The sequence below is a fragment of the Bacillus sp. FJAT-22090 genome (genome assembly GCF_007676755.1).
Classification (GTDB): domain Bacteria; phylum Bacillota; class Bacilli; order Bacillales_A; family Planococcaceae; genus Psychrobacillus.
Genome location: NZ_VEBK01000003.1, coordinates 241,682 through 255,388, shown reverse-complemented (window position 1 = coordinate 255,388; position 13,707 = coordinate 241,682). Strand labels below are relative to the sequence as shown.

Genomic DNA, 13,707 nt, shown 5'->3' with positions numbered 1-13,707 from the left:
GGAGGAATAAAAAATGAATAGAAAAGTAGCAATTATAGCAAGTAATGGTGGATTATTTGATGCATACAAAGTATTTAATATCGCAACGGCGGCAGCAGCAACAGACCAGGAGGTAAGCATTTTCTTTACATTCGAAGGACTAAATTTAATTCATAAAGAGGCGAGTCATATGCTTCCTCTACCAGAAGGAAAAGAGCATTTTGCTGAAGGTTTTGCAAATGCCAATGTTCCAGCTATTCCAGAATTAATTGCAATGGCTCAAGAGATGGGCGTTCAATTTATTGGCTGTCAAATGACGATGGATGTAATGGGCCTTGAAAAGGAATCCTTCATTGACGGAATTGAAGTTGGAGGAGCGGTGACATTTTTAGATTTTGCAAAAGATGCAGATGTTACATTGACATTCTAATTAATTTAAATACTTGGGGAGGTAAAAAATGAGTATTCATATGATGACTTCAAAAGAAGTAACGAAAAAAGTAATAGACAAAGAAGCGTTATTTATTTTAGATGTCCGTAATAAAGATGACTTTAACGATTGGAAAATTGAAGGAGAAAACATTACACAGTTAAATGTACCGTACTTTGACTTACTGGATGGTGTAGAGGGAATTTTAGATGAGATTCCTGCACACCGAGACATACTAGTTGTATGTGCGAAAGAGGGTTCTTCTATCATGGTCGCCGAAATGCTTTCAGAAGCTGGCTTAGACGTTTCTTATTTAAAAGGTGGAATGAAAGCTTGGAGCGAGTACTTGGAACCTGTAAAGGTAGGTGATTTAAAAGCGGGAGGAGAGATCTTTCAATTTGTTCGGATTGGCAAAGGTTGCTTATCTTATATGATTGCTTCGGGTGGAGAAGCCGTAATTATTGATGCTACTAGAATGACAGATATCTATGTAGAGTTTGCGGAACGTATGGGTGTAAAAATTATGCATGTATTCGATACCCACCTCCATGCTGATCATATATCCGGCGGGTGCGCTCTAGCCGCAAAAACGAACGCCAAATACTGGCTTCCATCAAAGGATGCTCAGGAAGTTACATTTGACTTTAATCCTTTAGATGATGGAAATGAAGTAACAGTAGGGAATACTGCTATCCGTATTCAAGCACTATACTCTCCTGGTCATACAATTGGATCTACTTCTTTTGTTGTTGACTCAGCGTACTTACTAACTGGTGATATTTTATTTATCGATTCGATTGGAAGACCAGATCTCGCTGGTATGGCAGAGGACTGGGTGAAAGATTTAAGAGACAGTCTTTATACTCGATATAGAGAATTATCAAATGAACTAATTGTACTTCCAGCCCACTTTATGCGAATCGAAGAATTAAATGAGGACGGTAGCGTATGGAAGAAGTTAGGGGAGTTATTTGAAAAAAATCATGGTTTGCAGATAGAGGAAGAAGGCGTATTTAGAAAATTAGTGACAGAAGATCTGCCTCCACAACCAAATGCCTATCAGGAAATCCGCCAGACAAATATGGGGCAAATAAATCCTGATGAAGAAGAACAGCGTGAAATGGAAATTGGTCCAAACCGTTGTGCTGTTAGGTAGTATGACTCCTCAAGGAAAGGAGAAGATAGCGTGGATATAGGATTTGTGATTACTCTTTTCCTTATAGGATTTTTAGGATCATATATATCCGGATTATTGGGTATTGGTGGAGCAATTATCAACTTTCCCATGTTGTTATATATACCAGCTGCTCTAGGAGTAGCACATTTTAGCTCTCATGAAGTTGCCGGAATAACTGCAATACAAGTGTTCTTTGCGACTATTGGGGGCGTCTGGGTTTACCGAAAAGGTGGATATTTAAATAAGAGGTTAATTGCTTATATGGGGAGTAGCGTTTTAGTCGGTAGTTTTATAGGAGGATTTGCATCCAGCTATTTACAAGAAGATGCCATTAATTTTGTATATGGCATGCTTGCTGTTATCGCAGCGATTATGATGTTTGTTCCGAGAAAGGGAATTGATGATAAAAACTTAGGCGAAATTACGTTCAATAAGTGGCTTTCATCTATTCTTGCCCTAATTGTAGGACTTGGAGCAGGAATAGTAGGTGCTGGGGGAGCATTTTTATTAGTACCAATTATGCTCGTAGTTTTAAAAATCCCAACAAGAATGACGATTGCCTCGTCACTTGCAATAACGTTTATCTCCTCTATTGGTTCCATTGGAGGCAAGATATTCACAGGACAAGTGGATATAATTCCTTCGCTTATTATAGTGATATCAAGTTTAATAGCAGCCCCTCTAGGAGCTACTACTAGTAAAAAAGTAAATCCTAAAATCTTACAAATGATTATGGCTGTTTTGATTGTTGTGACGGCAGTAAAGATTTGGATTGATATATTATAAAAGTTTAGGGCAATTTCTCCGGTGTTACATGTAAATGTAAAGTCGAGAGAGATTGCCCTATTATTTATTTAATTAATTAGGTCGGTTTGAAAATAATGAAATCATACTTACAATCAAAATTAAAGCAATAATCCAATCGTTTTAGCTTCTTAGTTAATGTCAGAATTCATGACGAATTATGATAAAATATCAAATAAGTAATAGAATGGAGGAAATTATATGTATAGCTTCAAAAATGATTACGCAGAAGGGGCACACCCGAGAATAATTCAGGCTTTAGTGGAGTCTAATAATGTACAAGAAGAAGGATATGGCGTTGATCAATTTACGAAAAAAGCTATAAGTGTTTTAAAAGAGCAAATGGGACATCATGAGGTGGACATCCATTTGTTATCAGGAGGAACTCAAACGAATTTAATAGCCATTTCTGCGTTTTTGAGACTGCATGAAGCAGTTATCGCTACCAATATAGGTCATATTTCTACGCATGAGACTGGAGCAATCGAGGCAACGGGACACAAGGTAATTTCGGTAGAATCGGAAGATGGAAAATTGAATCCTGCTCATATTGCAAAAGTGTTGGAATTACACACAGATGAGCATATGGTGAAACCGAAGCTAGTGTATATATCAAATACTACAGAAGTAGGCTCTATCTACAACAAGTGTGAGCTAATAGATTTAAAAAACTTTTGTAAGGAACATAATCTACTATTGTATATGGATGGAGCGCGACTTGGGTCAGCGCTTTGTTCCGATGACAACGATTTGAAGCTAAGTGATATCCCTACATTGGTAGACGCATTTTATATAGGTGGGACTAAAAATGGGGCATTTTTAGGAGAAGCGTTAGTTATTTCAAGAAATTCTTTAAAAGAAGAGTTTCGATTTCATCTGAAGCAAAAAGGGGCACTCTTGGCAAAAGGAAGATTATTGGGAATCCAGTTTTATGAGCTTTTCCGAGATGGCCTGTATTTTGAATTGGCTCAGCATGCAAATGATATGGCAGCCATTCTTAGAGAAGGGTGTAACACTGCTCAGTTTACATTTTTGAGTCATTCCCCGTCCAATCAGATTTTTCCTGTACTGCCTGACTTACTTATCGCAGAACTACAAAAGGATTATTCATTTCTAATTTGGGAAAGAGTTGATCCGGCCCATTCAGCAATTCGATTAGTTACCTCATGGGCAACGAAGGAAGAAGAGGTTAAAGCTTTCGTTGAGGCTGTGTTAAATATAGGGAAAATAGAAAGCTCTAGATGAAATAGAATCTTTAAATTGCCTTGCCATTAAAAATCCGAGAAAAGAATATATCAAAAACACATTAAATGGAACGAACAATTGGTTGATAGAATAAAAACTGGGTAAATACTTAGTAAGTCGAAATGCTTACGTATGTTATTGAAAAGTATACCCTTGGTTGTTATACTCATTTTACGAATGCACAACAATAGACTTATTCTTGAGATAGTTTGACTTGTTAATGTTGAAAAGTGAGGTGAGTATGATGGAAATTTATTTTAATGATAGTCCAACATTACATTCAAAGTTTAATAAAAGTGACTTCATCCGTTTTATTGAAAATTTCCCCGAACCTATATGTATATTGACCTTGAAAGAGGGACAATATCCAGATCGTTTTATATATGCTAACGGGGCAGCTGTGAAATTGACCGGTATGAATATGGAAGATATATGTTCATATAGTTGGGAGGACATGTTCGAGGTTCCTAGTGATTCAGACTTTGAAGCTTTGGAAAAAGAACAATTGTCCAAGACTCACAAGGCGGATTCCACACCATTGAAGAGAAACTTAGAAGGTAAAGTGTTAAAGGTGACAGGGCATGCAATTGAGCTTGAAAATGAGGAACGATATTTAATATTAACAATTATCGACATAACTGAGCATCAGGATACACGAAATAAGTTAAAAAAATCGAAAAAAGAGTATGAATCATTGTTCTATTATAATCCTAATCTAGTTTTTGCGATTAATCCTGAGGGTAATCTTACAAACTTCAATGCAGCAGGATTAAAGATATTAAAATATTCGTTTGAAGAAATTATTGGAATGAGCTTTCAAAAGTTGATTGTTCCCAAAGATCTACAGCTTGCAAAGGATAACTTTTATGAGGTATTAAAAGGAAATACAGCAGAATTCCAAATTTCCGTTTTAAATAGTGAAGGTACCGTTTTAAACATTGATATTACAGCAGTCCCTACTATATTAGATGGTGAAGTGATGGAGGTTATAGGTATCGCTCGCGATATCACTGAACAGATACGAATGGAACACCTCTTGAAGGAAAGTGAACAAAGGTATAGGGCATTATTTGATCATAACATCGATCCTGTTATTACTTTTGATTTGAAAGGGAGATTTTTAGTAGTAAATGAAGCAACGGAGAAAATTCTAGGTGTTCCTGCAGAAGAATTAATCGGTAACCCCTTTCTTCCTTTCATAGATAAACACAAACAGGAAGAGACAATAGCTAATTTTCAAAAGGTACATAGTGGACATCCACATCAATATGAGACCTCTTTGCATAACCAAAATGGTGAACAGGTATTGCTGCACATTACAGTAATTCCTATATTCACCGACAGAAAACTCTCTGCAGTTCATTGTATCGGAAAAGATATCACGAATATGAAGCGTAATGAAGAAAAGGCGAACTTTATGGCATATCATGATATGCTGACTGGATTAGGGAATCAGCGCTTATTCCAAGAGGATCTTCGTAGAATAATTGAAACCCAAACTTCAGAAAAACTTAACTCTGCAATCTTATTGGTCGACCTTGATCGCTTTAAGTTTATCAATGATTATCTTGGACATGAAATGGGCGATGCATTATTAAAACAAGTCTCAGAGCGTTTAGTGAAAATAACGGGGCTTGATGGTAAGGTTTACAGATATGCTGGAGACGAATTTACTATTATTATGCAAAACATTGATGAAAGTAAAGTCCTATTGAAAGTTAAAACGTTGGTTTCGGAAATAGGAGAACCGTTCGATGTAGACGGTTTTGAAACTATTCTGACCGCGAGCATTGGGATAAGTCTGTTTCCAAAACATGCAACAGATATCAAAGGTTTGATGAGAGCATCTGATCATGCCATGTACTTCGCTAAACGACAGGGGCGCAACAATTATCAAATTTATAATACCCAAATTGAAGGTCTTTCAAAAAATGATCTTCGCATGGAGACACTGCTTCATAAAGCGTTAAATAAACAAGAATTTGTACTTCATTACCAGCCACAATACGATGCAATCACACAAAAAGTCTCAGGCATTGAAGCATTGTTACGTTGGAACAGCAAAGATTTAGGGATGGTTTCACCTGTTGACTTTATACCACTTGCTGAGGAAACGGGTATGATTGTACCAATTGGTGAATGGGTCATACGTGAGGCATGCAGTCAAAACAAAGAATGGCAGAGACAAGGTTTGCCGCCAGTACCTATATCGGTTAACCTTTCTTTAAGACAGTTTTATCAAACGGATTTAGTAGAAAAGATTGAATTGATTTTAAAGGAAACCAAACTTAACCCGAAGTACTTGGAACTAGAAATCACAGAAACAATTGCGATGCAGCCGGACATTGCGATACGAGTGCTAAATGAACTCAAATCAATCGGAGTCCTCATTGCAATGGATGATTTTGGTACAGGATATAGCTCATTGAACTACCTTCGTCGCTTTCCAATCGATCACCTCAAAATTGATAAAGCGTTCGTGCAAGGTATCCAACAGGACGAAGAAGACCGTAGTATTATCGCAACGATTATCGCACTTGGTCATAACTTAGGGATGCCAGTTATTGCCGAGGGAGTAGAAACAGAAGAGCAAGCAAATCTATTAAAGAATTATAACTGCGATATGTTTCAAGGCTATTTATTTAGTCGCCCACTGCCTGCAGAAATGATTCCAGGTAAATTCAAATAACCTGTTAACCCATCATGACTTCATGAAATGAGCTAACAGGTGTACAACATAATGAATGGTATTTGAAACTTAATTTTTTTATTTGTATATCCCTATGTCGAAAACTGCTGTATAGCGTTTTTAACATGGGGATACCTCTTTTTAAGCCCCAAATCGCTGGCGATATCCACATTTCCTGCACATTTCTTCTACCGCTTCTCTTCTAGAAAATCCATCATAAAGATTATTTGCTCTTTCTCCTTCGATAATTTCTGAGAAAGGTTTGTCATTAATATTTCCGAGATCAATCACACCTTCCCCATCAAGACAGCAAGGTACAACCGTGCCATCGACGAGAATGGCTGCTTGACTGCGAAGGGCATGGCAAAAACCTTTGCCGTCATCTTCTGGGGCAAGTAAGCTAGGCCATTGGAATTCATGGTCTTGGTTTATATAGATACGATCTGCAATTTTTACTCCACTGCCAGGCACTACTTTTTCCTCGATTTTGTAATCTAAGTTGAATTCCTTTTCTAAAATTTCTAATGTTTCTTGGTTTTTTCTTTTTTGTTCGCTTGTCGCATGAACGGGATCTAAATTCCATAAACGGAAGGAGATGAGGACTCCTTGTGACGCTGCTTCTTTTGCAAACGATAGAATTTCTGCTAAGTATCCCTCACGGTCGGTAGAGCCTTCATGTCCATCGAAACTATGAAGAGAAAAGTTCATTTGGCGCAGTGCCGATTTTCCTAAAAGTTTATGTCTATTCTTTTTAAGAAGCGTGCCGTTTGTTGTAATATTCACTTTGAATCCCTTCGCATGTGCAGCATCTAGCAATTGGTCAACTCTAGGGTGCAGTAGGGGTTCCCCTTTGACATGTAGGTAAATATATTTCGTATGTGGTTTAATCTGATCAAGTATTTCATTAAATTTATCCACTTTAAGAATATTTGCCTTTCTTTCAGTAGGGGGACAGAAGCTACAAGCAAGATTACACACACTTGTAATTTCGATATACATTTTTTTAAAAGTTTTCAATGTTTACTCACCATTCCAGTTCTTATTTAATAACATGACTAACCTCATTTTAGCAGAAATATATGCTTCTTAAAGCTATTTTAAAAAGTTTGGAAAAACCTATATCTGTATTAAAAAAGACCTGATTTCCTAAGAAGTCAGGTCCGTCTTCATACTAATTAAAATTCAATTTTATCTGGATCTGGACCAATGCGCTCGTTAGTCGCAATTGAATCGATTTTTGCCATGTCTTCAGAAGAAAGCTCAAAGTCGAAAACGTTTAAATTTTCTTGAATTCGGCTTGGTGTAACCGATTTTGGTAACGCAACATGTCCAGTATGCAAATGCCAGCGAAGTACGATTTGAGATGGCGTTTTGTCATATGTCTTCGCCAAGTCATGGAACAAATCAATTTCCATAAATTTACCTTGCATTAGAGGGCTCCACGCTTCTACATGAATACCTTCTTCTTTTAAATAAGCTACAAATTCTTTCTGAGGATTCTGTGGATGTAATTCAATTTGGTTTACCATTGGCTTCATCAAACCAGCTGCATTCAATTGTTCAAGGTGATGTTGTTTAAAATTAGACACACCAATTGCCTTTACTTTACCTTCTTCATATAATTCCACAAGTGCACGCCAAGCTTCAACAATACCGTCAACTGGCCAGTGGATTAAACAAAGGTCCAAGTAATCCGTTTTCAATCTTTCGAGTGATTCTTGAAATGCCTCCTTCGTACGACCGGCACGAATGTCGTCATTCCAAATTTTAGACGTTAAGAAAATGTCCTCACGAGCTACACCAGAAGCAGTGATACCTCTTGCAACACCTTCCTCATTTTTGTAAACAGCAGCAGTATCGATGTGACGATAGCCGACGCGAAGAGCCTCTTCAACTGCATCAGGTGCTTCCGTATCATTATCTACTCTCCACACACCAAATCCAATCTGTGGAATCTTCGTACCATTGCTTAGTGTTATAAAATCCATTTATATCTCTCCCTTCAATGAACTTATTTTATCATTAGGAGGTGAGATTCACCAAAAAAACGGCTGCACACTTTTTATGATTGATTCCACACTACTAATTTCGTGTCTGTCATCTCATGAATTGCGTATTTTAACCCTTCTTTTCCAGTACCACTTTCCTTTACTCCACCATAAGGCATTTGGTCAACACGGTAAGTCGGAATGTCATTAATCATGACACCACCAACCTCTAATTGTTTAGAAGCATGGAAGGCAGTTTGAATGTCGTTCGTAAAGATTCCAGCTTGAAGACCGTAATTTGAATCATTTATTGCGGTAATTCCTTCTTCAACTGAAGAAATGCGATTTACTACTACAATAGGTGCGAAAACTTCCTGGCAAGAGACTTTTAAATTGTGAGATACATCGGTTAAAATAGTTGGCAAGAAGACCCCGTTTTCTATTGTTCCTCCTGTTACAATTTTAGCCCCGTTTTGGACCGCTTCTTTTACCCAGTCTACTGCACGATCTTGCTCGTTTGGATGAATCATGGCAGCAATATCTGTTGTGTCTTCGAGTGGGTTCCCGACGACCAGTTGTTTTGTTGCAATCGTAAATTGTTCCAAGAAGTCCTCGAATAATTCCTCCATAACATATGTGCGCTGAAGGGAAATGCATACTTGGCCTTGATTGGAGAAGGCGCCCATTACACATTTAGGTACGATTTGTGACAAATCAACCCCTTTATCGATAATTAGTCCAGCGTTCGATCCTAACTCAAGCGCAACTTTCTTCAAACCAGCCTTATTGCGAATGCCGATTCCAACAGCTGGGCTACCGGTAAACGTGATCATTTTCACTTTATCGCTTTCTACTAAAGCATCGCCAACTGTTTTGCCACTACCGGTGATAACATTGAAAGCCCCTTTAGGTAAAGAAGTTTGGTCGATCAGTTCGGCTAAAAATAGTGCTGAAAGGGGAGTCTGTGATGCTGGTTTAAGAACAATTGTGTTTCCAGCAGCGATTGCAGGGCCTACTTTATGGGCAACCAGGTTTTGTGGAAAATTGAAAGGTGTAATAGCACCAATTACTCCAAGTGGTTGTTCAATTGTATAGCCAAATCGATTCGCTCCATTTTTTGCTGCATCCATTGGAATCATTTCGCCGGTTATACGCTTTGCTTCCTCAGCAGCAAATTTATACGTTTCAATTGTACGGTCGATTTCTCCTAATGCGTACTTTATAGGTTTTGCAGCCTCTAATGAGATAATTTCAGCAGCTTGTTGACGATTTTCTATAAATAATTGGGCGATATGCTCTAAAATAGCGGCGCGCTCATACGCTGTAAGCTTGGACATTTGTTTTCTTGCATCATCTGCAATCGCTATTGCTTGCTCCACTTCTTCACGAGTAGCCTGTGGAATATGTGCAATAACTTCTTTTGTATGGGGAGAGTGGAGGCTTGCAAACTCTTCAGAAGACTTCCATTCACCATTTACGTAATATTGCTTGTTCATCGAATCATCCTTTCCAATTAAATAATCTTTACTCCTACAAATCATGATAGTGCATAGATACAAGAAAAAGAAGAATTTGCTACCATAAATAAACACGTTTTTATAGAAAAAAATAAAAACCATTGCTTATTAGCTATAAAAGCTGCAAACAATGGTTCAAGATTTGTTCTTTTTCATAAAAAGATTTGCACATAGAAACAGATAGAACTGTATGATTAACAAAAATAGTACAAGCCATCCCAAAACTTGAAGAAAGTGATTTTGAAAAGACAAAGCTTCAGTTGAATAAGTATGAAGTAAATTTGTAGTAAAAAAATAAAACATGCCAAATGTGAAATTTCGTGCCCACTGGGTAATATTATAAGTAAAAATACCTTTTCTCCATCCAAATTCCTTAACTCGCTTAATCCCTCTGATTACTTCAATGATCTCAACCAATGTAAATAACACGAAAACTATATACCATACAAAAATAATTGTATGGTAAGTAAAAATTCCTGACTGAACCATGGCCAAACCAGTGATAGAAATGGCCCCATGGATAATGCAATCGGTGTTTTTCCATTCGTGAATATTATCCAATTTAGATGAAAATCGTATAAATAATAAAGTAAAGGAAAAAAGATAAAATAAAGCTCCTATTGAAATTAATATAAACATTAGAGTTGGTGCAAAATTGTTTCCGTAGACATTTATGAGTAAGCTGACAATTGACTGCGTACTAACCGTAGAAAGTAGGATAACCCCATGAGTGTTTTCTATCTCCTGTTTATTAATAATCATTTTAAGCTGTCTTACACAAAAAATAATGAAAAACACCCACATAATAATATTTACGCTAGCTAAAACTTTAACAAGTGGTAGAAAATTAGGGGCTCTTTGTATGATTAAATCACCAATAACAGAAGATGCTGCAATCCATGTCCCAGCCCCGAAACTTTTTATTGGAAATGTAACTAAATTATTTCTATAGTCCCTGTTAATTAAAGAACGAAAAAAAGAAAAAAGCATAAGTAGCCAAGTAACTCCTAGAAGTCCTGACAATGGTAGGCCAAAACGGTTATTTAAGATGGGAAACTGATGAATAGCACCAAGTAGAAAAATACCTAATGCCATAATAAGAGAACCTGCCGAAACATCGATTTCTTTGCAAGTACTTTCTCCTTTATTTATCTTATTAAGAATTCTCATATAGAATTTTACACCTCTTAGCAAAGGTAACTTGAATCTTTTAAAAGCAAAAAAAATAATCCATTCTTGAGTTATACCTCAGAAGGATTAATTCCATCAAATAGCCAATTCGTTTAAAGAAAAGTACTATAGTATTTAAATTAATGGAGCGGGTGAAGAGAATCGAACTCTCATCATCAGCTTGGAAGGCTGAGGTTTTACCACTAAACTACACCCGCATTACTATGGTGGCTCAGGACGGAATCGAACCGCCGACACAAGGATTTTCAGTCCTTTGCTCTACCGACTGAGCTACTGAGCCATGTCAGTTTGCACTAAGCTGTGCATCTCTTCGTAAACTTCACTCGTTCGGTCAGTCATGTACTTAAGTACACTCCTTCTTCACTCGATTGTTTCCTTGATCCGCTTACTTATTTCAAACTTTTCTTCGATTTATGCTAAGTGGTGCATCGCTTTTAGCTGCAAGCTTATCCTAAATCTTAAATAAAAAAATGGCGGTCCCGACCGGGATCGAACCGGCGATCTCCTGCGTGACAGGCAGGCATGTTAACCGCTACACCACGGGACCATTTGGTTGCGGGGACAGGATTTGAACCTGTGACCTTCGGGTTATGAGCCCGACGAGCTACCGAGCTGCTCCACCCCGCGACAATAATATAGTTACAAACAAAATACTTCTACACCCTAGAAAAATAGGACACCTGCGATACTAATATAAGTAAAAATGGAGGAGGAAGAGGGATTCGAACCCCCGCGCGGTATGACCCGCCTGTCGGTTTTCAAGACCGATCCCTTCAGCCAGACTTGGGTATTCCTCCGATGTATTACTGACGACAAAATATAGTATACACCACTTTTCATAAAAAAGGAAACACTTTTTTGAAAAAAATTTAGTAAAAAATAATACGTTTAATCTTCCCGGAAAATCTACTGGGTTACTTCCATGTTTAAAATAGTTACTCTCCAAGAAAAAATGCTTGCTTTACGATAGATTCGTTTCACTCAAGGTAAAAATTGATGTCCTTATCATATCATTTCCAAATTTCTTTATTTTCACCGTAATATTAACGCTTTTATTAATTGCATTTCGTATAAATAAACATATGTGTCTCTTTTTTGGACAATCTAAGAAGATAAAAAGTTGTATGAGGTGATATTCATGATAATTGAAAGGTCAACCGAGTGGAAAGAAGGCTTTTTAAAAAGAATAGAAAATCTGGAACCATGGGATAATTGGACATTATACAATATGAATTTCGAAGTAGTGAAAGCAAATCTAATTCCGGAATTCTCAGGTCTTCAATCCCCTAAGTACTTGCCTAATTTAACACCTCTGGCTCACCAGTTAGAGGTGGCTGAAACGGTCATAGAAAGAATGAATGGAAAAGCAATTCTTGCGGATGAGGTGGGTCTCGGTAAAACAATTGAGGCAGGTTTAATATTAAAAGAATATCTTATTCGTGGGCTTGTGAAAAAAGCGTTAATTTTAGCTCCAGCTTCTCTTATCAATCAGTGGGTCGAAGAATTGAACTATAAGTTTTATATTCCAGCTATTCCCTATAAGAAAAATACCCCGATTGAATACTACGATGTAATTGTAATGAGTATGGATACCGCCAAAAAAAGCCCCCATCGAGAACTCATTTATGCCCAAAATTTTGACATGATTATCATTGACGAGGCACATAAACTAAAAAATCATAAAACCAAAATCTACGAGTTCGTACAAAGCTTAAAGAAAAAGTTTTGTCTATTGTTAACCGCCACTCCCATTCAAAATGATGTATTTGAATTATTCTACCTTGTTTCCTTATTAAAACCAGGACATCTAGGCAATTACGAAAACTTTCAATCCTCCTTTTCGGCAAGTAAGCACAGCGTAGAACACGATGATTATTTAAAAGAATTGGTTAACCAAGTAATGGTACGAAATAGGAGAGATGACACCGGCATTGAATGGACCAATCGTCGTGTTCAAATAATTCCAATCGAATTTACGAAGGAAGAAAGAGAAGTCTACGATTTTATTTTGGAACTTAAAAATGTATCGTCTATTTTTTCGGGAGCCTTTTCTATGATTACTCTTCAAAAAGAAATGTGTAGCAGCAAGGAAGCAACATATTTAACGTTAAATAAAATGAGACAAAATTGTACTGAACAAGAAGAGATTGATTTTGTAGAAGGGATTATTCAAAAACTAATGATGTTGGAGATAAATTCAAAAGCAGAAAAGGTATATGAGATTATTTCCCAAGCAAACGATAAAGTCATTGTGTTTACAGAATATAAAGCTAGTCAAGTTTACTTGCAGTGGTATTTAAATACAAAAGGAATCACTAGTGTTCCTTTTAATGGGCAATTTAATAAGAGTAAAAGGGAATACATGAAGCATTTATTTAAAGAAAAGTGCCAAGTCCTGATTGCGACGGAATCAGGGGGAGAAGGTATTAACCTTCAATTTTGTCATCACGTCATCAACTATGATTTACCGTGGAACCCCATGAAGTTAGAACAAAGAATTGGACGTGTTCACAGGTTGGGACAAGAACATGATGTTCACATTTATAATCTTGCAATCGATGGCACAATTGAAAAAGACATATTGGACTTACTCTACGTTAAGCTAGATGTCTTTGAAAAGGTTGTAGGGGAGTTGGACGATATTTTATCTGAATACAAAAAAACTATTTAAAAATGGATGGGGAATT

Annotated in this window: 10 protein-coding genes and 5 tRNA genes; 6 read left to right on the top strand and 9 right to left on the bottom strand. The window is 37.0% G+C overall.

Annotated elements, in window-relative coordinates; genetic code table 11:
- Positions 1–13 precede the first annotated feature (13 nt).
- From FS486_RS06120 to FS486_RS06100, 5 genes are all read left to right on the top strand, one after another.
- Positions 14–409, top strand: coding sequence for a DsrE/DsrF/DrsH-like family protein (locus FS486_RS06120; protein ID WP_144510436.1), 396 nt, complete (start codon positions 14–16; stop codon positions 407–409).
- 28 nt (positions 410–437) lie between these two features.
- Positions 438–1,565 (top strand): MBL fold metallo-hydrolase, encoded by a 1,128-nt coding sequence (locus FS486_RS06115; RefSeq protein WP_144510435.1) that lies wholly within the window; start codon positions 438–440, stop codon positions 1,563–1,565.
- Positions 1,566–1,595: 30 nt separating this feature from the next.
- On the top strand, positions 1,596–2,372 hold the full coding sequence (locus FS486_RS06110) for a sulfite exporter TauE/SafE family protein (RefSeq protein ID WP_144510434.1): 777 nt from the start codon (positions 1,596–1,598) through the stop codon (positions 2,370–2,372).
- 219 nt (positions 2,373–2,591) lie between these two features.
- A complete protein-coding gene (locus tag FS486_RS06105; RefSeq protein ID WP_144510433.1) occupies positions 2,592–3,635 on the top strand; it encodes a threonine aldolase family protein in 1,044 nt (347 codons plus the stop codon).
- Positions 3,636–3,876: 241 nt separating this feature from the next.
- On the top strand, positions 3,877–6,324 hold the full coding sequence (locus FS486_RS06100) for a sensor domain-containing protein (protein ID WP_186321376.1): 2,448 nt from the start codon (positions 3,877–3,879) through the stop codon (positions 6,322–6,324).
- A 141-nt stretch (positions 6,325–6,465) separates the two neighbouring features.
- On the opposite strand, the gene FS486_RS06095 is transcribed toward FS486_RS06100, so the two are convergent.
- From FS486_RS06095 to FS486_RS06055, 9 genes are all read right to left on the bottom strand, one after another.
- Positions 6,466–7,341 carry a radical SAM/SPASM domain-containing protein gene (locus FS486_RS06095; protein ID WP_144510431.1) on the bottom strand — a complete coding sequence of 292 codons (876 nt, stop codon included), beginning with the start codon at positions 7,339–7,341 and terminating at the stop codon, positions 6,466–6,468.
- A gap of 158 nt (positions 7,342–7,499) precedes the next feature.
- Entirely contained in the window at positions 7,500–8,312 is an 813-nt protein-coding gene (locus FS486_RS06090) for an aldo/keto reductase (RefSeq protein ID WP_144510430.1), read from the bottom strand.
- 74 nt (positions 8,313–8,386) lie between these two features.
- A complete protein-coding gene (locus tag FS486_RS06085) occupies positions 8,387–9,808 on the bottom strand; it encodes an aldehyde dehydrogenase family protein (RefSeq protein WP_144510429.1) in 1,422 nt (473 codons plus the stop codon).
- 156 nt (positions 9,809–9,964) lie between these two features.
- A complete protein-coding gene (locus FS486_RS06080; protein WP_144510428.1) occupies positions 9,965–10,924 on the bottom strand; it encodes a TDT family transporter in 960 nt (319 codons plus the stop codon).
- Between the two features lie 219 nt (positions 10,925–11,143).
- Positions 11,144–11,217 (bottom strand) — tRNA-Gly (locus tag FS486_RS06075).
- A 7-nt stretch (positions 11,218–11,224) separates the two neighbouring features.
- Positions 11,225–11,300, bottom strand: a tRNA-Phe gene (locus FS486_RS06070).
- A gap of 191 nt (positions 11,301–11,491) precedes the next feature.
- Positions 11,492–11,567 (bottom strand) — tRNA-Asp (locus tag FS486_RS06065).
- Between the two features lie 3 nt (positions 11,568–11,570).
- A tRNA-Met gene (locus tag FS486_RS06060) sits at positions 11,571–11,647 on the bottom strand.
- Between the two features lie 77 nt (positions 11,648–11,724).
- A tRNA-Ser gene (locus tag FS486_RS06055) sits at positions 11,725–11,817 on the bottom strand.
- A gap of 341 nt (positions 11,818–12,158) precedes the next feature.
- Between FS486_RS06055 and FS486_RS06050 the strand changes: the two genes are divergently transcribed.
- Complete coding sequence (locus tag FS486_RS06050) at positions 12,159–13,691, top strand: DEAD/DEAH box helicase (protein ID WP_144510427.1); 1,533 nt, start codon at positions 12,159–12,161, stop codon at positions 13,689–13,691.
- Positions 13,692–13,707: the final 16 nt, after the last annotated feature.